20 protein-coding genes and 1 pseudogene are annotated in these 22,304 nt (G+C 62.6%); 5 read left to right on the top strand and 16 right to left on the bottom strand.

The genetic code is table 11. The features are described from left to right. Positions 1-16 precede the first annotated feature (16 nt). The 3 genes and pseudogenes from QCE79_RS01175 to QCE79_RS01165 all read right to left on the bottom strand — a co-directional run bounded on the left by QCE79_RS01175 (position 17) and on the right by QCE79_RS01165 (position 1,997). Positions 17-648, bottom strand: a pseudogene (locus QCE79_RS01175) (LysE/ArgO family amino acid transporter). After that, complete coding sequence (gene maiA, locus QCE79_RS01170; RefSeq protein WP_309841250.1) at positions 645-1,289, bottom strand: maleylacetoacetate isomerase; 645 nt, start codon at positions 1,287-1,289, stop codon at positions 645-647. The pseudogene QCE79_RS01175 and the gene maiA overlap by 4 nt, the downstream one beginning before the upstream one ends. Before the next feature lie 9 nt (positions 1,290-1,298). Beyond that, a complete protein-coding gene (locus tag QCE79_RS01165) occupies positions 1,299-1,997 on the bottom strand; it encodes a fumarylacetoacetate hydrolase family protein (protein WP_309841248.1) in 699 nt (232 codons plus the stop codon). A 297-nt stretch (positions 1,998-2,294) separates the two neighbouring features. Here QCE79_RS01165 and ybiB point away from each other — a divergent pair, with 297 nt between their 5' ends. Further along, positions 2,295-3,272: a DNA-binding protein YbiB gene (gene ybiB / locus QCE79_RS01160; RefSeq protein WP_244826899.1), complete on the top strand. Its 978-nt coding sequence runs from the start codon at positions 2,295-2,297 to the stop codon at positions 3,270-3,272. 467 nt (positions 3,273-3,739) lie between these two features. Then, positions 3,740-5,395, top strand: coding sequence for a 2-isopropylmalate synthase (gene leuA, locus QCE79_RS01155; protein WP_244826898.1), 1,656 nt, complete (start codon positions 3,740-3,742; stop codon positions 5,393-5,395). A gap of 23 nt (positions 5,396-5,418) precedes the next feature. Here leuA and QCE79_RS01150 read toward each other — a convergent pair whose 3' ends face one another. Beyond that, positions 5,419-5,802, bottom strand: coding sequence for a nuclear transport factor 2 family protein (locus tag QCE79_RS01150; protein ID WP_250508523.1), 384 nt, complete (start codon positions 5,800-5,802; stop codon positions 5,419-5,421). A 45-nt stretch (positions 5,803-5,847) separates the two neighbouring features. Then, positions 5,848-6,414: an acyloxyacyl hydrolase gene (locus QCE79_RS01145; RefSeq protein WP_284502949.1), complete on the bottom strand. Its 567-nt coding sequence runs from the start codon at positions 6,412-6,414 to the stop codon at positions 5,848-5,850. Positions 6,415-6,767: 353 nt separating this feature from the next. Here QCE79_RS01145 and rpoH point away from each other — a divergent pair, with 353 nt between their 5' ends. Further along, entirely contained in the window at positions 6,768-7,703 is a 936-nt protein-coding gene (gene rpoH / locus QCE79_RS01140; RefSeq protein ID WP_244827955.1) for an RNA polymerase sigma factor RpoH, read from the top strand. Positions 7,704-7,887: 184 nt separating this feature from the next. Here the strand turns inward: rpoH and nagE are convergent, their stop codons facing one another. The 5 genes from nagE to QCE79_RS01115 all read right to left on the bottom strand — a co-directional run bounded on the left by nagE (position 7,888) and on the right by QCE79_RS01115 (position 15,326). After that, positions 7,888-9,672, bottom strand: a complete 1,785-nt coding sequence (nagE, locus tag QCE79_RS01135; RefSeq protein WP_309841241.1) for an N-acetylglucosamine-specific PTS transporter subunit IIBC — start codon at positions 9,670-9,672, stop codon at positions 7,888-7,890. A gap of 57 nt (positions 9,673-9,729) precedes the next feature. Beyond that, positions 9,730-12,318 carry a phosphoenolpyruvate--protein phosphotransferase gene (gene ptsP, locus QCE79_RS01130; RefSeq protein ID WP_309841239.1) on the bottom strand — a complete coding sequence of 863 codons (2,589 nt, stop codon included), beginning with the start codon at positions 12,316-12,318 and terminating at the stop codon, positions 9,730-9,732. A gap of 12 nt (positions 12,319-12,330) precedes the next feature. Continuing rightward, entirely contained in the window at positions 12,331-13,338 is a 1,008-nt protein-coding gene (locus tag QCE79_RS01125; RefSeq protein ID WP_244827954.1) for an SIS domain-containing protein, read from the bottom strand. After that, a complete protein-coding gene (nagA, locus tag QCE79_RS01120) occupies positions 13,331-14,434 on the bottom strand; it encodes an N-acetylglucosamine-6-phosphate deacetylase (protein WP_244826893.1) in 1,104 nt (367 codons plus the stop codon). Before nagA ends, QCE79_RS01125 begins: the two co-directional genes overlap by 8 nt. 157 nt (positions 14,435-14,591) lie before the next feature. After that, positions 14,592-15,326 carry a GntR family transcriptional regulator gene (locus QCE79_RS01115; RefSeq protein ID WP_309841236.1) on the bottom strand — a complete coding sequence of 245 codons (735 nt, stop codon included), beginning with the start codon at positions 15,324-15,326 and terminating at the stop codon, positions 14,592-14,594. Positions 15,327-15,656: 330 nt separating this feature from the next. Between QCE79_RS01115 and QCE79_RS01110 the strand changes: the two genes are divergently transcribed. Further along, positions 15,657-16,586, top strand: a complete 930-nt coding sequence (locus tag QCE79_RS01110) for a GNAT family N-acetyltransferase (protein WP_404988821.1) — start codon at positions 15,657-15,659, stop codon at positions 16,584-16,586. 225 nt (positions 16,587-16,811) lie between these two features. On the opposite strand, the gene QCE79_RS01105 is transcribed toward QCE79_RS01110, so the two are convergent. Continuing rightward, positions 16,812-17,624: a MetQ/NlpA family ABC transporter substrate-binding protein gene (locus QCE79_RS01105; RefSeq protein WP_309841234.1), complete on the bottom strand. Its 813-nt coding sequence runs from the start codon at positions 17,622-17,624 to the stop codon at positions 16,812-16,814. 201 nt (positions 17,625-17,825) lie between these two features. On the opposite strand from QCE79_RS01105, the gene QCE79_RS01100 reads away from it, so the two are divergent. Continuing rightward, positions 17,826-18,122: a YciI family protein gene (locus QCE79_RS01100; protein ID WP_244826889.1), complete on the top strand. Its 297-nt coding sequence runs from the start codon at positions 17,826-17,828 to the stop codon at positions 18,120-18,122. 48 nt (positions 18,123-18,170) lie between these two features. Here the strand turns inward: QCE79_RS01100 and QCE79_RS01095 are convergent, their stop codons facing one another. Genes QCE79_RS01095 through QCE79_RS01075 form a run of 5 tightly spaced genes read right to left on the bottom strand, consistent with a single transcriptional unit; the run spans position 18,171 to position 22,270 of the window. Beyond that, complete coding sequence (locus QCE79_RS01095; protein ID WP_250525329.1) at positions 18,171-18,773, bottom strand: SCO family protein; 603 nt, start codon at positions 18,771-18,773, stop codon at positions 18,171-18,173. After that, complete coding sequence (gene cyoE, locus QCE79_RS01090; RefSeq protein WP_244826887.1) at positions 18,770-19,675, bottom strand: heme o synthase; 906 nt, start codon at positions 19,673-19,675, stop codon at positions 18,770-18,772. The genes QCE79_RS01095 and cyoE overlap by 4 nt, the downstream gene beginning before the upstream one ends. 9 nt (positions 19,676-19,684) lie before the next feature. Further along, positions 19,685-20,794: a COX15/CtaA family protein gene (locus QCE79_RS01085; protein ID WP_309841224.1), complete on the bottom strand. Its 1,110-nt coding sequence runs from the start codon at positions 20,792-20,794 to the stop codon at positions 19,685-19,687. A gap of 37 nt (positions 20,795-20,831) precedes the next feature. Beyond that, positions 20,832-21,464: a cytochrome C oxidase subunit I gene (locus tag QCE79_RS01080; RefSeq protein ID WP_309841222.1), complete on the bottom strand. Its 633-nt coding sequence runs from the start codon at positions 21,462-21,464 to the stop codon at positions 20,832-20,834. Positions 21,465-21,514: 50 nt separating this feature from the next. Next, positions 21,515-22,270, bottom strand: coding sequence for an SURF1 family protein (locus QCE79_RS01075; protein WP_244826884.1), 756 nt, complete (start codon positions 22,268-22,270; stop codon positions 21,515-21,517). Positions 22,271-22,304 lie beyond the last annotated feature (34 nt).

Here is a 22,304-nt window from a genome sequence, read left to right as displayed (position 1 = left end):
TGGCGCGCTGGACTCTTCACCGCGCCACCACCAACGTCCCCGCAATCCACCACATCACGCAGCCGACGATCACATCCAGCACGCGCCACGACACGTCCTTCTCGAACCACGGTTTTAGCAACCGCGCGCCATACCCTAGCGCCGTGAACCAGACGACCGACGAACACATCGCGCCCGCCGCGAACCACGCGTTTCCCGGCCACGCATAGCGCGCGCCGATTCCGCCCAGCAGCACCACGGTATCCAGATAAACATGCGGATTGAGCAGTGACAACGCAAAAACCGTTGCCGCCGCGCCAGCCGCCGTCTGCGAATCGCGCTCCGAGGCATTCAAATGTCCCGGCCCGCGCCACGCCGCGAGAAACGCCCGCACGCCGTAGAGAAAGACGAAAGCCGCGCCCGCCCAGCGGATCACGTCGAGTAGAACCGGTGCACGCTGATCAGCGCGCCCATTCCGCCAATGCCAAGCCCGATCAACATGACGTCGATAGCCGCGCAGATCGCCACGACAATTCCCACGTGCTGGCGTTTCAGACCCTGCCGCAACACGAACGCGTTCTGCGCGCCGATCGCGACGATCAGACTCGCGCCCAAACCCGCGCCCGACAGATAACTCGACAGCGCACCCGCCGGAATCACTGCCGTCATTCGGCGTCCGGTTGCTGGCTAGGCGCGGCGCGCGCGAACGCGTCGATCTGGCCGGCGTGATCGGCAATGCGCGTGATCGTCGGATACGCATTCAGATCGATACCGAAGCGTCGCGCATTGAACACCTGCGGCACGATGCACAAATCGGCGACGGTCGGGGTATCGCCGAAAGTGAGCGCGCCGACGCGCTCGTCGCGCGCCAGCCGCCTCTCAAGCGATTCGAACCCCGCCTCCACCCAGTGCCGGTACCAGGCGTCCTTCACGTCATCAGGCGTCTTCACCGCGTGCTTGAGGTATTTGAGCACGCGCAGATTGTCGAGCGGATGAATCTCGCACGCGACCTGCAGCGCGACCGAACGCACGAACGCGCGATCCACCGGGCGCTCGGGCAACAGCGGCGGCTGCGGATGCGTCTCCTCCAGATACTCGATGATCGCGAGCGACTGCGTGAGCACGTCAGCGCCATCGACGAGCGTCGGCACGATGCCGTCCGGATTGAGCGCGCGGTATTCGGGCTTCAGTTGCTGACCGCCTTCGCGCAGCAGATGAACGCCCTCGTACTCGTAGCCGAGCCCCTTCAGATTCAACGCGATACGCACCCGATACGCCGCCGAGCTGCGAAAGTAGCTATAGAGCTTCACGGGCGAGCCTCAAACCACGCGCACGGAGAAATCGCCGATTCCTTCCACGCCGCCCTTGAGCAGATCGCCCCTCACCACCGCGCCGACGCCTTCGGGCGTGCCGGTGAAAATGAGATCGCCAGGGAAGAGTTCGAAAAGCGTGGAAAGGTAAGCCACCGTCTCGCCGACCGACCAGATTAGCTGCGAGATGTCGGAGCGCTGCTTTTCCTCGCCGTTGACGGTCAGCCAGATCGCGCTTTTTTCCAGATGCCCGACTTTCGATACCGGATGAATCGGACCGATGGGCGCGGAGCGGTCGAAACCCTTCGCGGTATCCCACGGGCGCCCCATTTTCTTCGCTTCGGCTTGCAAGTCGCGACGCGTCATGTCGAGGCCGAGCGCGTAACCGTAGACGTAATCGAGCGCCTCGTCGGCGGGAATGTCCTTGCCCTGCTTGCCGATAGCGGCGACGAGTTCCATCTCGAAGTGCAGGTTTTTCGTCTGCGACGGATACGGAAACTCGCCCGTGGCTCCCGGCGCGACATACAGCACGGCATCGGCGGGCTTGCTGAAGAAGAACGGCGGTTCGCGGTCGGGATCGTGGCCCATTTCACGCGCGTGCGCTTCGTAATTGCGGCCGACGCAGTAAATGCGGCGCACCGGGAATTGCTCGCTCGAACCGTCGACTGGCACCGCCGCTGCGGGCGCCGGAGGAAACACGTAACTCATTCCGCTCTCCTTTTGCTGTTTTCTGGGTTGCCGCCTCGTTCGGTGCGAACACGCGGCGAGAGAGCGAGTGTAACGCGCGAGGCCGAATCGTGGCGGCGCTTGTCTGGCGGGCTTTCGCGGGCATTTGCGTGCTTTCGCCGAGCCGACAGCGGGCTTACCGGCGCGAACGGATTCGGCGTTGGCAACTTGCCAGCATCGCTTAAATGCGATACTGAAGGTCTATCCCGCTCCTTCGAACTCGCGTGCCGCATCGCTCACGAACTTGAACATCGAGCCTGCGGCCCGCGCAAGCCACCAATGACAGAGACAGAAACCCCCGCCAACCACTTTGCCTGCGCACGCTACATCAAGGAAATCGGCCGCGGGCCGAACGGCGCGCGCGCATTGTCTCGCGACGACACCTACGCGCTCTACGAAGCCATGCTCGACGGCCGCGTGTCCGATATCGAACTCGGCGCCGTGCTGCTCGCTTATCGCGTGAAGGGCGAGACATCAGCCGAACTCGCCGCGATGCTTGCCGCCGCGCATCGCTCGTTCGAGCCGCTGCACGTGCAGGAAGGCCGCGAGCATGCGCGGCCCGTGTCGATTCCAAGCTACAACGGCGCGCGCAAGCAGCCCAATCTCACGCCGCTCCTGTCGCTTTTGCTCGCGCGCGAAGGCGTGCCGGTGCTGGTGCATGGTGTCGTCGACGATCCCGGCCGCGTGACGAGCGCCGCGATTTTCGGCGAACTCGGCATTCCGCACGCGGCTTCCCGCGACGAAATCGAGGATAGTCTCGCGTCCCGCCGGCTCGCGTTCGCGCCGATCGCCTCGCTCGCGCCGAAGCTCGCGCGCCTTTTGAAACTGCGCCGCGTGATGGGCGTGCGCAATTCGACGCATACGCTCGTAAAGATTCTTCAGCCGTTCGCCGATCCGGGCTTGCGGCTCGTGAACTACACGCATCCGGAATATCGCGAGAGCCTGACCGGGCTTTTCACCGAGCATCCGGACGCCGCTGCCGGCGGTGCGCTGCTCGCGCGCGGCACGGAAGGCGAAGCGGTGGCAGACACGCGCCGGCAAGTCCAGGTCGACTGGTTCCACGACGGCCACGCGGAAACGCTGATTTCGCCCGAACATTCGCAACCGGATGCGCCGCCCATCGATTTGCCCGAGTCGCTCGATGCCGCGATCACCGCGCGCTGGATCGAAAGCGTGATGCGCGGCGACGTGCCCGTGCCGCCCGCCATCGCGCGTCAGGTGGAAGTCATCGCCGGGATCGTTCGAAAGCCGGTCTGAGTGCCCCGGATTCGGCTTGTGCCGATTGCAAAAAGATTCAGCACGTATTTGACACGATCTTAAGCAGTGGTTTAGAGTGCAAATATGCGTCTCACCCAGTCTTCCTCCCTCCGAATTATTTCGGGCCGCCTAGCGCGGCCCCTATCGCTACGTCTAGCGTAAATCGCCAGGCGTAGCGCCTCGCGTCGTCAAGGCGCGCGGTCCTGCCAGTAGTTCTCGTAGTTCCTTCCTTACCACTTGTAGTCGTCAGCTTTTCGGCTCGCTCATCCTGCGAACTGAAAACGCGAGGGTCAAATGCACGCTGCTTCGCGCACGTTCACGTTGGTCGCAGGCGTCACCATCGCCGGGACGCAACGTGTACGCTCGCCAGGCGCTGTCTCACGTGCATCGCGCCATTGCCGGCCAGCCGCCGGTGAAGGCATCTCTTGCAGACGCTACGCAAACTGTCCGAAGAGAGATCGACGATCATGATGCCGAACCCCGCCGAGAAATACCGCCCGTTTCCGCAAGTCCGCCTGAATGGCCGCCGCTGGCCGAACCGCACGATCGAAAAAGCGCCCATCTGGATGAGCACCGATCTGCGCGACGGCAACCAGTCGCTCATCGAGCCGATGAGCATCGCCGCAAAGCTCGAATTCTTCGAGATGCTGGTGGCAACGGGCTTCAAGGAAATCGAGGTGGGGTTTCCGTCGGCATCGCAGACGGATTTCGATTTCGTGCGCAAGCTGATCGACGAGAAGCGCATCCCGGACGACGTGACGATCGAAGTGCTGGTGCAATCGCGCCGCGAATTGATCGAGCGCACGTTCGAGGCAGCGGAGGGCGCGAGCAAGGTGATCGTGCACTTGTACAACGCGATCGCGCCATCGTTCCGGCGCATCGTGTTCAATCAGTCGCAGGAAGAAGTTAAGGCGCTGGCGGTGGAAGGCACGCGCATCATCAAGGAATGCGCCGATGCACGGCCGCAGACGCGCTGGACCTACCAGTACTCGCCCGAGACCTTCAGCATGACGGAGTTGCCGTTCGCGCGTGAAGTCTGCGACGCCGTCGCGCAAATGTGGCGTCCGACGCCCGATCACAAGATGATCGTCAATTTGCCGGCCACCGTGGAAGCCGCGACGCCGAACGTATTCGCCGATCAGGTCGAATGGATGGACCGCAATCTCGGTTATCGCGACAGCATCGTGCTTTCGGTGCATCCGCATAACGATCGCGGGACGGCGGTCGCGGCCGCGGAGCTCGCGGTGCTCGCGGGCGCGGAACGCGTCGAAGGTTGTCTTTTCGGCAACGGCGAGCGCACGGGCAACGTCGATCTCGTCACGCTTGCGCTCAATCTCTACACGCAGGGCGTCGATCCGGGCCTCGATTTCTCCGATATCGACTCGGTGCGTCGCGTCGTCGAGCGCTGCAATCAGTTGCCGGTGCATCCGCGTCATCCGTATGCGGGCGATCTCGTTTTTACGGCGTTTTCGGGCTCGCATCAGGACGCCATCCGCAAGGGTTTTGCGCAGCGTCAGCCGGGCACGGTCTGGGAAGTGCCGTATTTGCCGATCGATCCCGCCGATCTCGGCCGCAGCTACGACGCCGTGATCCGCGTGAACAGCCAGTCCGGCAAGGGCGGCGCGACTTATCTGCTCGAACGCGGGCTCGGCTTCACGCCGCCGCGCCGCGTGCAGATCGAGTTCAGCCACGCCGTGCAAAGACTCGCGGACACCTCAGGCGAGGAAGTCACCGGTGACGCAATCTGCACACTCTTCAAGCAGGAATATTTCGACGCGGGCGGCGTGGTCGCGCGCGTCGATGCGGCGACGCTCTCCGTGTTCGGGCGCAACGTCGCGGTGCCGCCGGCATCAGGCGCGACGAGCGGCGATGTCTACGCGCAAGCCGTGGCGGCGTGTTTCGATGTATCGGCAAACGTGAGCTGGTTCGAAACGGCGGTAACGGCGAGCGGCGATACGGCCGTCTTCGTAGGCTGCCGCGTCGGCGACGAGCCGTTGCGCTTCGGCGTCGCGGTGCACGCGAATCCGGCGTTGGCTGTCGTGGATGCGGTCGTCAGTGCGGTGAATCGGTCGAAACCATTGGGCCGTCAGGCAGAGCGGCAAGACGAAGCGGTCGAGGCTTGATGCCTCGACGTCGCGCGCGGCGGCTACTCCAGCGCCACGCGCGTCGCCTGCAAGGCTAGCAGCAGCCATTGTCCGTCGGTCTGAACGTGAACCGCGGTGTAGGCAATGGGAAACAGCAGCGCGCCGTTTTTCGATTCCATCTCGATCAGCGCCCGTCCCGAGACCAGGCACGTGTCCTTGCCGGCGACGATCACGTCCTGCGACTGGATCTCGATCTGCCGATAGCGGCGTCGACCAGCGGTGATCGCGTCGATGAACTGGCGCTTCGTCTCGCGCTTGCCGTTCGTGTGAACGTAGCTGACGTTCTCGGCCAGAAGCGCATCCAGAGCCGGGCCGTCGCTGTCGACCATCGCCCGGAAGCGATCGCGCTCGAGGCCTCGAATGGCCTCCATGGATTTTGCCGGCATCTGTCGGTTCCCCTTGTGTCGAGAAACCGATGCGCCGGCGCCCCGTCAGAAGTTGTATTGCAGATATAGCTGGCTGAAATTTATACCAGGATTCGGCTCTTTGATACTGGCGTTCGACAGATGCTGAAACCGGAAGCCCGCCTGATAGTTCTGCTTCTCGCCGAAGATCGCACCGACGCCGACCATATCCGCGAACTGGAACGCGGACGACACCGTGAAATCCGTCGTGATTCGCGTATGCGACAGAAGCCGCACGCCGACGCCCGCTTCAATGAACGGCCGGATATATCCCGAACTCTTCACGAAGCGCAGAACCGGCGTCACACCGAATTCCCAGATGTTCGGGTGCACGGCGTTGCTTTCCTGCGAGTGCCAGTAGGCAACGTGACCTTCGCCGAGCAAGGTGAAATGGAAGCCGCCGATTTCCCACCAGGTCAGATTCGGGTCCCATACGAAGCCGAGATCCGCCTTTTTGATGTCGCGATCGGCCACGCCGCCCGCGATTTGCAAACCAAAGCGGTCGGCATGCGCTGCCGCCGACGTGACTCCTAGCAACAGGGCAATTGCGCCATGGGACAACAGATGACGCCAAGGGCCTTTATTTTTCTGCATGGACACCCCATCTGTGGGATTGACGAGTCGAGCCGCCAAGCGGGCTTCGCGCATTGTAGATTCATCGTCTCATAATTGCACGAATGATTGCCATTAGCCAATTTGCTTGAATATCCTGTCTTCCTTACGTCAAAGTAAGGTAACTAATTCAATCTCAAGTGACGAATCGGTAATAATGGTACGATTCGGATACAGTGCTCAGCTATGAATCCACAAAGTTGATAGCTTTGTGGGAACTCTCACATTCGTTTCCCCTCTAACACTTAGCACTCGTTGAAGCGGAGTGCTAATATCATGTCTGACTTGCCGCGCCTTTGCGGCAACAGGCATTTGTTGATAAGGAGCTTATGAGCGTGTCCAATGCGATGACCCTTCCGAATGTTCTTAGCTCGGCACCTGCCAAGGCAACTTCGGCAGGCGCGCTGACGTACGCACAATCGTCCATGTTGACCGGCCAGATCGGCAACATCGATTCATACATACAAGCGGTGAACCGCATTCCAATGCTTTCGCAAGCAGAGGAGCGTCAGTACGCCACCGAATTCCGCGAACAGGGCAACCTGAATGCGGCGCGGCAACTGGTGCTTTCGCACCTGCGCCTCGTCGTGTCCATCGCCCGGAATTACCTGGGTTATGGTCTGCCGCACGCGGACCTGATCCAAGAAGGCAATATCGGTCTGATGAAGGCCGTCAAGCGCTTCGATCCCGAACAAAACGTACGCCTCGTGTCGTACGCCATGCACTGGATCAAGGCGGAGATTCACGAGTACATCCTGCGCAACTGGCGCATGGTGAAGGTCGCGACGACCAAGGCGCAACGCAAGCTGTTCTTCAACCTGCGCAGCCACAAGACCGGCACTTCGGCGTTCACACCGGAGGAAATCGAAGGTCTGGCAAGCCAGTTGAACGTGAAGCGCGAGGAAGTGGCCGAGATGGAAACGCGTCTGTCGGGCGGAGATATCGCGCTCGAAGGCCAGGTCGAAGATGGCGAGGAAGCCTATGCGCCGATCGCCTATCTGGCTGACTCGCATAGCGAGCCGACGAATGTCATCGCCGCGCGTCAGTTCGACAAGTTGCAAAGCGACGGTCTGGCTTCCGCGCTTGAATCGCTGGATGCGCGTAGCCGCCGTATCGTCGAAGCGCGCTGGCTCGAAGTGCAGGACGACGGCTCGGGCGGCATGACGTTGCACGAACTGGCGGACGAATTCGGCGTATCGGCTGAGCGAATCCGTCAGATCGAAGCGAGCGCGATGAAGAAGATGCGTTCCGCGCTGGCCGAGTACGCGTGATATCGCGGTAGTTCGATGACCGTAGTTCGGTGCTGAAGTAAGTTCGAAGCCCGCTGTTCCGAAAGGACAGCGGGTTTTTGTTTTTAGGCGGAGGTGTGCCGTAACGGCAGCAGTGACTTAAACGTCGCCCACTATAAAAACGGCGCCCGAAAGCGCCGTTCATCAAACCAGACCGAATTCCGCATCAAGCCGGCAACGGCGATGCCCCGCCGCCACTTCCCGGCACGCGCGTCGCGAGTTGTGCCGCGTAACGCTGCGCGGCCGCGCCCACGACGATGTGGAACGTATCCGCCGAAACCCACGCGACATCCAGCGTCGACAGGCGCTGACGATCCACCGCCGAAGGATCGCGCACGACCACGCGCAGTCGCGTTTGCGCGACGGCATCGAGCGTGACGACATTGGTCGCGCCGCCGAACACCGCCAGCCAGCGCAGCGGATCGGGATCGAGCGGGCCGGCAGTCTGATCGAAGGCGCCAACGTTCGCGGAAGCCACCGAAGCAGCGGCCGGAGCGGACGAAGCCGGCGTCGCTCCGCGCGTCGACGAATGTTCGAGTTCACCGCGAATTTCATCGGCGATGATGTCCGCTTCCGGTCCGATGATCACCTGCACGTTCGTCGCGCCCCGCTTGAGCACGCCACGCGCGCCGATGCTATTCAACTGCGTTTCCGACACCTTCTCCGTATCCGCCACCGACAAACGCAGACGCGTCGTGCAGGCATCGACGAGCGTCAGGTTCGACGCGCCGCCCAGCGCCGCAATGTACTTCGCGGCGCGCGTGTTCGCTGCACCCGGCAGCGGCGTGCCGTAGCCGCCTGCAACCGGCGTGGCGGACGTTTCGGCATCGGTCGTGGCCGGCTCGCGGCCCGGCGTCGCCATGTTGAACTTGCGGATGAAGAAGCGGAACAGGCCGTAATAGATCACGCCGTAGACGAGCCCGAGCGGAATTGCCATCCAGCCGCGTTGCGACAGACCGTAGTTCAGCACGTAGTCGATCGCACCCGCCGAAAACGTGAAGCCCAGATGAATGCCGAGCGCCGAGCAGATCGCGAGCGACACGCCGGTAAGTACCGCATGGATCGCGTACAGCACCGGAGCCAGGAACATGAAGCTGTATTCGATCGGCTCGGTCACGCCCGTCAGGAACGCGGTGAGCGCCATCGAAAACAGCAGGCCGCCGACGACCGCGCGGCGCTCTTTCGGCGCTTCGTGGAACATCGCCAGACACGCGGCCGGAAGGCCGAACATCATGATCGGGAAGAAGCCCGTCATGAAGCCGCCCGCGGTTTTATCGCCGGCAAAGAAGCGGTGCAGATCGCCATGAACGACCGCGCCACCATCCGGCGGCGTAAACGAGCCGAACACGAACCACGCGAGCGAGTTGATGATGTGATGCAGACCCGTCACCAGCAGAATGCGGTTCAGCACGCCGAAGACGAAAGTGCCGAGCGCGCCCGCCGTGGTGAGCCACGTTCCGGCCAGGTCGATAGCCGCCTGCACCGGCTGCCAGATGTAGCCGAATATGATGCCGAGCGCGAGACACGCGACCCCCGTGACGATGGGCACGAAACGCTTGCCGCCGAAGAACGCCAGATATTCCGGCAGCTTGATGTCCTTGTAGCGGTTATACAGATAGCCCGCGACCACGCCCGCGACGATCCCCGACAACACGCCCATGTTGAGCTTGTCGTTGATGTCCTTCATTACGGCGATCTCGATGAGATAGCCGATGGCACCGGCAAGACCCGCCGTGCCGTTGTTGTCCTTCGCGAAACCGACCGCCACGCCGATGGCGAACAGAAGCGGCAGGTTCGTGAAGATGGCGTCGCCCGCGTCGGCGATCATCTTGATGTTGAAGACATCGGGCTGGCCTAGACGCAATAGCAGGCCGGCTACCGGTAGTACGGCAATCGGCAGCATCAGGGCTCGGCCCAGGCGCTGCATCTTTGCAAACGGGTTAGCGTCCATCGGGGTTCTCCAAAAGATATAGGTCTTGTCTTTGCTGCTTGGGGATTACTGCGTTCGTCAGTCTTGCGGCCAGATTTCAAGGCTGGCCGCTCTTACTGCCTGCGCGGATTCGAGCGCGAGCACGTCTTCCGCGCGCTGCCGGCAAAGCTGGTAATCGAGATTACGCACGCGCGCCTTGATGCCCGGCACCGCCACCGGATCGACCGACAATTCCGTCACGCCGAGGCCGATCAGCAACGGCACCGCGAGCGGATCGCCACCGAGCGCACCGCACACGCCGACCCACTTTCCGTGCTTTTGCGCGCCTTGCACGGCCGTCTTGATGAGCCGCAGCACGGCCGGATGCAGGCCGTCGGACTGCGCGGCGAGATCGGGCTGGCAACGGTCCATCGCGAGCGTGTACTGCGTGAGGTCGTTGGTGCCGATGGACAGAAAATCCGCGTATTTCGCGAGCTGATCGGCAAGCAGCGCCGCTGACGGCACTTCGATCATCACGCCCACTTCGATCGGTTCCGTGCGGCCCGCTTCGCGCGCCAGTTCGTCGATCCGTACCCGCAGGCGTTGCAGTTCGCCGGAGTCGGTGACCATCGGCAGAAGAATGCGCACCGCGCCGAGCGGCTTCACGGCGAGCAGACCACGCAGTTGATCGTCGAGCAGATCGGGCCGCACTTGTGCGAGGCGAATGCCGCGCAGACCGAGCGCCGGATTTTCCTCGGGCGGCAGCGTCAGATAATCGACTTCCTTATCCGCGCCGACATCCAGCGTGCGAATGATCGCGGTGCGGCCCTGCAGCGCATCCACGATTCCCTGATAGCTCGACGCATGTTCGCCGGGCGTCGGCGCCGACTGACGATGAATGAACAGCAATTCGGTACGCAGGAGGCCGACCGCGTCGGCGCCATTTTCGACAGCGGCTTGCGCATCTTCGAGCGTGGCGATGTTCGCGGCGATTTCGACGGCGTGGCCGTCGCGGGTCGTCGCGGCCTGTCCCGACATCTTGCGATTCGCCTCGCGCACGTTCAAAAGACGATCGCGTTCGTTGCGCGCGCGTTCGACATCGAGTTCGGTCGGCGCATGTTCGATACGTCCCGCCGACGCGTCCACGACCACTTGCGTGCCTTCGGGAATCGCGTGCAGTGCATCGCCGATGGCGACGAGCGCCGGAATGCCCACCTGTCGCGCGATGATCGCCGCATGCGAGGTGGCGCCGCCGCGCGACATCACGAGCGCGGTCACGCGCGTGCGGTCGAGCGAAGACAAATCGGAAGGCGTGAATTCGACAGCCGCGAGCACGGCTTCAGCGGGCAATTCGCGCGCGGCGGTGTTCGTGTGGCCGAGCGCGCGCAGCACGCGTTTCTCGATATCGCGCAGATCGGCGGCGCGTTCGGCGAGCAGTTCGTCCTTCACGTTGTTCAAGAGCGCGATTTGCGCGCGGATCGCCTCGCGCCACGCGAAGCCCGCGCTCTTGCCGAGGCTGATGAGATCGCGCGCGGCATCGACGAGCGTCGGGTCTTCCAGCAACACGCGATGCACCGCGAAGATTCCCGCCTCGCCGACCGCGCCGCGTTGCGATGCGGTGCGTACGGTTTCGTCGAGTTCGGCATCGACTTGCGAGATGGCGCGGTCGAGTGCACGGCTTTCCGCCGCCGACGATTGCGTGGCCGCTTCAGGCGGCACGATTTCCTTGTCGTCCCAGCGCACCAGTGCGCCGACCGCGATGCCCGGCGCCGCGCACACGCCCGCAAGCGTGTTCGGCGCGAGCGGTTGCGCGACCGCGCTCGCAGCGACGACCGGCGCGGGCGATTTCGCGCGTGCCGGTGACTCTTCGACTTCGCCCTGACCCGCGCGCAGCAATTCCGCCGCGACGGCTTCGACGGCTTCCTTCGCCTGCGCGCCGATACCCAGCAGCTCGACGGTCGCGCCTTCGCCCGCGCCGAGACCCAGCAACCCGACGACGCTTTCCACCGGCGCCTTGCGGCCTTGATAACGGATCTCGACCTTTGCATCGAAACCGCGTGCGGCTTCGCGCGCGCGCGCCGCCGGACGCGCATGCAAACCGCCCGCGTGACCGAGCGTCAACGTGCGGCGCGCTTCTTCCGTCACGTTCGCGCTCGAACGCGCGCTTTCGGCCCTGGCGCCGTCTTTCGCGCGCAGCACGAGCATGCGTGCGCCAGCCTTCAACATGCCGCGACCGGCACGCTCGATGACTTCGAAGGCATCGCCATTGGCGACGGCAATAACGGAGACGAGACTCGGCGCGTGCTGCGCGACGAAATCCGCATTGAACTCGATGAGCGGCTGACCCGCGCGCACGGTTGCGCCCTGCTCGATCATCGGCGCGAAGCCCTTGCCGCCCAATTCGACCGTATCGATGCCGATATGCACGAGAATTTCCGCCCCGTGCGGCGTGCGCAATGTGACCGCGTGATGCGTGCGCGCCAAATGCGTCACCGTCCCGTCGCAAGGCGCGACGAGCACGCCATCGAGCGGATCGATGCCGATGCCGTCGCCGAACATGCCTTCCGCGAACACAGGGTCCGGCACGTCGGCGAGCGGGACGACGGGGCCGGTGAACGGCGCGAGCAACACGACGTCGTTCGGGTTATCGATGGGATGATTCAACAGTGACTCCTCGGCGCGACGCATCGGCTTACTCGCTTAGTGGGTTTCGGTGACCTTGTTCAGGTGGCGCGGCGCGTCGGGATTGCGCCCGCGCGCGGCGGCCAGACCCGCGGCCATCACATAGAACGAAAGGATTGCGGCGATCGGATCGAGCGCCGGGTGATTAGTGGCGACGAGCGGCAATTCCGCGCCGGGCACGTCGGCAGGCGCCGCGAGCAGCACGCGTGCGCCGCGTGCGCGCATGTCGGCCGCCAGTTGAATCAAGCCTGCCTGCTCCGGCCCGCGCGGGGCGAACACGAGCAGCGGATAGTCCTTGTCGATGATCTCCATCGGACCATGACGCACTTCGGCGCTGGAGAACGCTTCCGCCTGAATGCCGGAGGTTTCCTTAAGCTTGAGCGCAGCTTCCTGCGCGATAGCGAGACCGAGACCACGGCCGATCACGATCATGCGATCGACGTTCGTGAGTTCGTTCACAGCACGCGTCCAGTCGAGCTTGCCCGCCGCGCGCAAGGCGTCCGGCAACGACTCGAGCGCGTCGAGCAGTTCGGTATCGCGTTGAACATGCGCGACGACGATGGCCGAGAGCGACAGCATGGCGATATAGCTCTTGGTTGCCGCCACCGACAATTCCGGCCCGGCGAAAAGCGGCAGATACCACTCGCACGCCTTTTCCAGCGGGGAGTTCGCGACATTGACGGCAGCAACGGTGAACGCGCCCGCATCGCGCAACGCCTGCATCGTGCCGACGAGATCGGGGCTCTTGCCCGACTGCGAGAACGCGACCGCGAGCTGGCCCGACACGCGCAGCGGTGCTTGTTGAAGCGTCGCCACGGACATGGGCAGCGAAGCAACCGGCACGCCGATGCGGCTCATCGTCAGGCTTGCGAAATAACTGGCGGCGTGGTCCGAACTGCCGCGCGCAACGGTGAGCGCGACATGGCGCGGCTGCTCGGCGAGCTTGACCGCGAGCGCTTCGATGCGCGAGGTATCGGCGAGCTGGGCCGCGACGACGTCGGCGGACTCCAGGGCCTCGTTAAGCATATTCGACAATTGATTCTCCTTCGACATACGTGGCGCTCAGCGCGAGTTCCCGGTCGAGCACGACGAGATCGGCCCATGCGCCACGCGCGATGCGGCCGCGATCTTCGAGTCCGAGGTAATCGGCGGGAAAGCGTGACAAACGGTTCGAGACGTCCGCGAGCGGAATGCCCAGCGAGACGAGATTGCGCAGCGCCTGATCCATGGTCAGCGTGCTGCCGGCGAGCGTGCCGTCCGCGAGACGCACGCCGCCCATGCACTTGGTGACGTGCTGGCTGCCAAGGCGGTATTCGCCGTCCGGCATGCCGGCCGCCGAGGTGCTGTCGGTAACGACGTAAAGGCGCGGAATTGCGCGCATCGCGGCGCGAATCGCGCCCGGATGAACGTGCAGCAAATCCGGGATCAGTTCCGCGTACTCGGCGTGCGCGAGCGCGGCGCCGACCATGCCCGGATCGCGATGATGCAGCGGCGACATCGCGTTGAAGAGATGCGTGAAACCGCGCGCGCCGTGCTTGAGCGCATTGACGGCGTCATCGTAAGTGCCGAGCGAATGACCGAGCTGCACGCGCACGCCGCGCGAGGCGAGTTCGGAAATGATCTCTAGATGCCCGGAGATTTCCGGCGCGATGGTCACGACGCGAATGGGCGCGAGCGACAGATATTCGAGCACTTCATCGCGCACCGCGACGGCCGCGGCGTCCGGCTGCGCGCCGAGCTTGCCGGGATTGATATACGGCCCTTCGAGATGCACGCCGAGCACGCGCGCGCCGCTTGCGGCACGGCGCTTCGCCTGCTCGCCCAAGCCCGCGAGAACTTGCAGGAGTTCGTCGCGCGGCGCGGTCATCGTGGTGGCGAGCAGGCCCGTGGTGCCGTGTTGGGCGTGTTGCCGCGCGACGGTATCGGCTGCGTCGCCGCCTTCCATGATGTCGCGCCCGCCGCCGCCATGCACGTGCAGGTCGATGAAGCCGGGCAGGATATACGGCGCGTCGTTCGTGGAGGGATCGGCGATATGACCTTCCAGCGCCGTCACCCGACCGTTTTCGAAGCGAAGCGAACCGTTGATCCAGCCATCGGTCGTGAGTATGTTTCCTTTCAGCATGAAGTTCTCTGGAAGTGCGCTATGCATGATGAGGTTCAGTGCCATCCGCGCCTTGCTGCGAGCAGGCCTGTTCGCTGGCCCCGTGTGACCGGCGAACGTGCGGTGGCGGCTTTCGGGTCCTCTCGTTCTGATCTTGCTGCTTCTGCTTTCCCGCTTTTTATCGATGCAATTCCGCGACGAAGTCGTAGTAGTCGTCGCGGCAATACGTGTCCGTCAGTTCGATGGCGCGCTGCTCCGCCGAGTAGCCGATACGGGTGATCACGAGCAGCGCCGCGCGTGGAGCAATGCCCATCAGCCGCGCAATCTCGGCTCCGGCGTTGACCGCACGAAAGTGCTGCAACGCGCGCACCACCGACTGCCCGCGCGCTTCGAGATAGCAATACAGCGACGCGCCGATCTCGAACGGCTCCGGAACGACGGACACCGGTAACGCCGAATGTTCGACCGCCATGACGATGCCGTTCGCGCGGCGAAGTCTGCCGAGACTCGCGACCGATGCGCCCGGCGCGAGCCCGAGACGGACGGTTTCATCGCGACTCGCTACGCGCACGTCACGCCGGAGCCACACCGAGTCAGGTGCGAAACCGCGCTGTTCCATCTTCTTCGTGAAGCCCGTCAGCACCGACAGTGGATCTTGCGTGCGCGGCGTGATGAAACTGCCTGCGCCGCGTACTCGCCGAATGAGCCCGCGCTCGACGAGCAAAGCCAACGCCTTTCGCGCGGTGATACGCGAAACCCCGACCGCTTCCGACAACGTGCGCTCCGCTGGCAACGCCTCACCTGCATTCCAGGCGCCGCGCTGAATAGCTGCAGCAAGACGCGTGGCGAGCTGCAGATACAGCGGTGTGGGACTCGACGCGTCGGGCGTCAATTCCCGTAAGCGTCCATTCATGAAGTTCCCTGCAGGCCTCGAATTGGAGCCCATTATATAACCAACATAATACCAGTCAAACCTTCTGCGTCACTTGATGCCAACAGGCAATAACATCGCAAAATCAATGGTTTATAACAACAATAACTTGAACAACTTGGAGACGACAGCCATCGGGATTTACCCTCATGTCAAGCCCAAAACTACAAAATGGTCTACATATCGACGGGCGCTTAAAATCAGGCCAATTGGCAATAGCACGATCGTTCTTTCTTTGGCACAATGGTGCAATTGGTTCGGAATCGCAACTAATTAAATAATAAAACTGATTATTGAGAGAGATAAAAGTCGATGGGCTCTTCAGATCCGAGTCGAGCGGTAGACGTCGTCAGACGCTTTAATCGCTTCTTCGCTCGCCATGCGGGCGCCTTGCACGAGCGGCTTCACAAAAGCCACTTTTCCCTAACGGAGGTGCGCATCCTCCACGAACTTGCGCACGATCGCGCACGCACCGCAGCCGACTTATCGCGCAATCTGGGCCTGGACACAGGCTACCTGAGCAGGCTGCTCACCAACTTCCAGAAGCTCGGGCTTATTGTGCGCGGCAGGAACGAATCCGACGGCCGCGCACATTTGCTCACCATTACAGCGGACGCGCGAGCCAAGGTCGACGAGATCGACCTGCATGTCTCGGCCGAAGCGGCCACTTTGCTCAGTCGGCTCACGCCCGGCGAGATCGAGCAGTTATCCAATGCAATGATCGACATCGAGCGGCTGCTCAGTCCTCATCATGGCGAAGGCCACAACACGCGTTTGCGCAGCCCTCGCCGTGGCGACTTCGGCTGGATCGTCGAGCGTCACGCGCATCTGGAATCATCCGACCGTGCGGCCCATTCCAACGAAGCCTATTCGGCGAAAGTCGTCGCGCGTTTTCTCGGCGCCGTGCAGAGTGGAACGCCACGCATTGCTTGCTGGGTGGCGGAACGTGAAGGCGCCGCGCGCGTCGGCGCGGCGCTCTTAAGCGCGCAGTCGGAGAAAGAGGCGCGAATCGAGTTGTTGTTCGTCGAACCGGGCGCGCGTCGGCGGGGCTTGGGCGTGCAACTCGTATCCGCCTGTACGAACTTCGCGCATGGCGCGGGCTACGATAACGTGATCTGCCGGATGCCAATGGTGCATGAGGACCTGTGCGCGCTATTCAAACGCACTGGCTTCACGGCGAAGCAGGATGGCGATTCGGGTGTGATCTGGCATCGCGAGCTTCGGCGTGTTTATGCGGACTGAGGGCTGATTTCGCTCGCTCGTCGTGTCGCTTCAGATGAAGAGAGACGGCAGCGAGCATTTTAGTCACGTCGCGCCATGTGAAAGAAGGCGATACGCACGTGATCGGCGTGGTAATGCTTCGAGATGTTTGCGTGGACCGAGTGCTGACATAGCCCTCGGTCCCCAAGGCGTCGGACAGCAAAACGGCGTCCCAAGGGACGCCGTTGGCAAACCGTACGTTCTCGATCAGAACGAAGGTACAACCGAGCCTTTGAACTCGCTCTTCATGAACTGGCGCACGTCTTCGGACTGATACGCCGCGACCAGCTTCTTCACCCACGGCTGGTCTTTGTCCTTGGCGCGGACGGCAATCAAGTTCGCGTAAGGGCTGTGCACGTCCTCTAGCGCGATAGCGTCCTTGGTCGGCTGCAAGCCCGCCGCCAGCGCGAAGTTCGTATTGATGGCGGCGGCATCGACGTCTGCGAGCGTGCGTGGCAGTTGCGCGGCGTCGAGTTCGAGTAGCTTGAGCTTCTTCGGGTTCTCGGCGACATCCAGCGGCGTCGCGCTGTTTCCGTTCATGCCAGCGCCGGCCTTGAGCTTGATCACGCCCTGCGCTTGCAGCAAAAGAAGCGCTCGGTTTTCGTTCGACGGATCGTTCGGCACCGCGACCTTCGCGCCTTGCGGCAGATCCTTCAGCGACTTCAGCTTCTTCGAATACACGCCAAGCGGCGAGATATAGGTCAGTCCCGCATTCACGATCTTGTAGCCGCGCTGCTTCACCTGACTGTCGAGATACGGCTGATGCTGGAAGCTGTTGGCGTCGAGGTCGCCAGCATCGAGTGCGGCGTTCGGCTGAACGTAATCGTTGAACTCGATCACCTTGACGTTGAGGCCTTCGCGCTTCGCGACCTTCTGCACGACTTGCCAGATTTGCGCGTCGGGTCCGCTGATGGTGCCGACCTTGATGACCTTGTCATCGGCATGCGCGGTGACGCTAATGAAATAAGCGGCAGACGCCGCGACGACGGTAAGAGCTTTAAGCAAATTTCTGCGCTGCATGGTGTTCCTGTTTCAATGCGAGGTTGCTGCAAAATTGCCGCTTGAGTGCCCGCGATGGATTCATCGCCCTCGGTCGATGCCAACCGGGAAACGAATGTTCGCACGGCTTTGGTGCGACGGAAAAGACAGAATGTTCATGTCGATATCCGGCTCGCGCTTTGACGTCTAGAATCGCTACAGACCGATTTCTGAGACACCATCATGTACATGATCAATCTGCGTTATACCGGCGCTCTTGCGGAAATCGACGATGCGCTCGAAGCCCATCGCGAGTATCTGCAGCGCTACTTCGCCGCTGGTGTCTTCGTGATCGCGGGTCCGAAAGTGCCGCGCGAAGGCGGCATCATTCTGGCGTCGGCCATCGAGCGTGAGCGGCTCGACGCGATCATCGCGGAAGATCCGTTCGCGCAGCAGAACTTGGCTCACTACGATGTCACCGAGTTCAAGGCGACACGTCTTGCGCCCGGACTGAAGTTGCCGGAGCCTGCCGCGGAATGAAGAAAGCGGCCCGCAGGCCGCTTTCTCCAAACCAACGATGCGCCGATCTCAGTCGATCAGCAGCTTCAAGTCATGCACCCACGGCTCGACGCCCTGACCGTCGCGCGCGAAAAGACGCAGTTTGCCGTCCTTGTCGAACACGTAGCTCGCGGCGGTGTGATCCATCGTGTAGTCGTCCGCCGTCTTGCCGTTGGACTTCGCGTAGTACACGCGGAAATCCTTCGCGACTTTGGCAAGCTCGGCGTCGTTTGCCGGCCGCAAGCCGACATACGCCGGGTTGAACGCCGTCACGTATTGACCGAGAAGATCGGGCGTGTCGCGCGCGGGATCGACCGTGACCATGAGCACCTGCACGTCCTTCGCTTTACCGCCGAGTTGCTGCAATGCTTGCGAGAGTTCGGCGAGTGTGGTCGGGCAGACATCCGGGCAATGCGTATAGCCGAAAAACAAAACCACGGCCTTGCCTTTGAAGTCACCGAGCGTGCGTGTCTTGCCGCTGGTGTCGGGCAACGAGAAGTCGCTGCCAAACTGCTTGTTGCCCGTGATGTCGAGGTTCTTGAAATCGGGCGCCTTCTCGCATGCAGAGAGCAGCGCCATGCTCGCCAGCGCGAGCAAAAGCGGAGCGAGCATCTTGCGAAAGAACGCCCTCATGCACCGATCACCGTGCGAACGTAATGATCGACCAGAAGCGCGCCGAACAAGAGCGACAGATACACGATCGAATAACGGAAGGTCTTGCGCGCCAGCGCGTCCGAGTAATCGCGATAAATCTTCCACGCGTAACCGAGAAACACCGCGCCCAGCGCAACCGCGCTCGCCAGATAGATCACGCCGCTCATGCCCGAGATGAACGGCATCAGCGTGACCGCGAACAGGATGACCGTGTACAGGAAGATATGCAGACGCGTGTACTGCTCGCCGTGCGTGATAGGCAGCATGGGCAGACCGGCGTTTTCGTAATCCTTCTTGCGATACAGCGCGAGCGCCCAGAAATGCGGCGGCGTCCAGACGAAGATGATGAGCACGAGAATCCACGCGTCGCCGGGAACCGCACCCGTGACGGCCGCCCAACCGAGCGCTGGCGGCATGGCACCCGAAGCGCCACCAATGACGATGTTCTGCGGCGTATAAGGCTTGAGCAACAACGTGTAGATGACGGCGTAGCCCACGAACGTGGCAACCGTCAGCCACATCGTGAGCGGATTGGTGAACGTATAGAGCGTCCACATGCCGATACCGCCGAGCACCGCCGAGAACGTGAGAATCTGCGCGCTCGTGATTTGCCCGCGCGCCGAAGGACGCCACGCGGTGCGACGCATCTTGGCATCGATCTTCTGTTCGACGAGGCAGTTGATGGCGAACGCAGCGCCCGCCAGCAGCCAGATGCCGACCGCGCCACCAATCAAAACGGTCCACGGCACCATGCCGGGCGTGGCGAGGAACATGCCGATGACGGCGCAGAACACGGCAAGCTGCGTGACGCGCGGCTTGGTCAGCGCAATGTATTGCGATACGCGGCTGCCAAGCGGGGAGTGAAGTGTCGTGCTATCCATGATGTGGAGTCACGCTGAAACGATGTCGCGCGCGGGAACCGCGGCGCGGCCGGGACGGCTGGAAGAGATTCGAAAGTTTAGCATAACGAGTAGTAGCAACAGGATGGCAGCCCCGCCATTGTGCGCCACTGCGATAGGCAGCGGCCACTGCAACACGATATTGGACAAACCTGTGAAAAATTGAATCAGGATGACGACGAGCACGGCGGTAGCGGGCGTGCGTAGGGACTCGAAACGGCGCAGCATCGCGGCGAGCCAGAGCAGATAAAGCACGACCACTATCGCAAACGTGCGATGCGTCCAATGGATTGCCACCAGCGCGTCCTGCGAGATGACGTCGCCGTTGCCGGTCATGCCGAGCGCGCGCCACAAGTGGAAACCGTGTTCGAAGTTCATCGGCGGAATCCATTGGCCATTGCAGAGTGGAAAGTCCGTGCAGGCGAGCACCGCGTAGTTCGTACTGACCCAGCCACCCAGCGCAATCTGCACAACGAGCAACACGATGCCGACAATCGCGGCCGGCATCCATCGCGCGGCGGCCGGGTCGAGCGAGGGAATCGGCGTTTGCCGCGCGGCGAGCCAGCCGAGCGCGGCCAGCAACGCAAGCCCGAGCAAGAGATGCGTCGTGACGATGACCGGCTGCAACTTGAGCGTGACGGTCCACGCGCCAAAAGCGCCTTGCAGCAGAATGAGCGCGAGGATGCCCGTCGGCCACCACGGCGAAACATGCAGCGCCTTTCGTCTGATGCGCGCGGTCCACGCAATGACGACCTGCGCGATGATCAGCACGCCGATCGCCATCGCAAAGTAGCGATGCAGCATCTCGATCCACGCCTTCATCGGGCTGACCGGACCAGTGGGCATGGCCTGATGCGCGGCCGCGATCTGCGCGTGCGCGATGAACGGCGACGCCGTGCCATAACAGCCAGGCCAGTCGGGACAGCCAAGGCCGGAATCGGTCAGGCGCGTGAAGCCACCGAACATGATCAGATCGAGCGTCAGAAAAGTGGTTAGCCAGACGAGCTTCCTGAACTTGTTGTCATCGGCCTTGACCCAGACGAACGAGAGCGGCAGCAGCGCAATGCATAGGCCGATCAGACCGAGTTCTAATACAAACATACTTTCACCTTCGTTTTGGTCGTGGCGTCCCGGCGTATCAGCCGATGCGCGACCACTTCAATAGCTTCGCCACGTCCGTGTTGATCTTCTTGGGATCGGGGTTCTTCGGGAAGCGCATCATCAGGTTGCCGTTCGGATCGACAAGATAAATGTGATCCGAAAGCTTCGTGCCGGCGTCCACCGGCAGCCATCCCGAGAGGGCTTGTTCGTTCGTCACGAGCATGCGTGTGTCCGGTTGCGGATACGCGGTTTTGATGACATTCGCGACGGGCTTGTCGTCCGTGCGCAGCCAGACGTTCAGCACGCGCTCGCGCTCGCCCGACTGTAGCGCGCGCACCTGCCGCATGAAATAGAGGCGCTTCACGCACACTTCGTCGCAATCGCTGCCGTTGACGGTGATCATCAGCCACTTGCCTTCGAGCGACTTGAGCGGCACCGGCTGACCTTTTTCATCGGTGACGACGATCTGTTCCGGAATCGGCCGTTGCGGTTCGATCAACGTGCCGTAGCTCGTCGTGCCGCCCGCGGGCTTGACGACGTAGTACATCAGATACGAGGCGATCACCGGCGCCGCGCAGACCAGCGCGAGCAGTACCAGCATCCACCGGCCGCTAATCCAGGAGCCTTTTTTCGCGGGCGGTCGGGTTGTAGTGGTGCGTTGAGCTTGCATGGATTCTCTATTCGGTCGATGTCACTTCCATTGGACGCGGCATCATGGGTTCATGCTTCTTTCGCGGCCTCGTCGTCGGCGGCTTCGTCGGCGGCGGCCGGGTCGCTGTCTTTCCTCGCGGCGCGCCGTGCGGCATACAAGCCGAAGGCGATGGCCGCTGCCGCCATGCCCCACCACTGGAACATGTAGCCGTAGTTGCGATCGACACCAAGCGTGGCCGCCGGCCAGTCGCGCACGAGCTTGTCGGCGGTGGCGCTCGTCTGTTGAATCACGAACGGCTGAAACGCGAGCCCGGTTTCCGCGGCATACGAGGCGACGTTCAGGTTTTGCCGGATCTGCTGACGCGCAGCGGAGCCGCCGCTGCCGAGCTCGAACGCCTCCGATGCATTCGAGCGCGCGATGCCCTTCACGTCCACGATGCCTTTCGGCGTCTCATAGGGCTCGATGCCCGTACGGTCCGCCATGTTGCGCGGCAGCCATCCGCGATTCACGAGCACGTAGCCGCCGCCCTCGAGTTTAAGCGGCATCACGACATAAAAGCCCGGCTGGTCGTTATACGGACGATTGTCCAAATAGACGACGCGCTCCGGCATGAATTCGCCGCGCGCCTCGACGCGATGGAATTCGATCGACTTGAGCGGCAACGGATCGACACTCACGCGTCGTGCGGGCGCATTCTCGAACGCGACGATCTGCGCGTTCAGCGCTTCCTTCTGATGCGCGCGGTCGCGCTGCCAGAAGCCGAGCCGCAGAGTGATTGCGACGACGATCAGGATCAGCACCGTGGGCCAGAGGCGGATTTTCATGCCGCACGCTCCGGAACCGACGCCGCACGCACCG

The sequence above is a fragment of the Caballeronia sp. LZ003 genome (genome assembly GCF_031451465.1).
Classification (GTDB): Bacteria; Pseudomonadota; Gammaproteobacteria; order Burkholderiales; family Burkholderiaceae; genus Caballeronia.
Note: the sequence above shows the minus strand (reverse complement) of the source record. Positions and strands in the feature narration are given on the sequence as shown.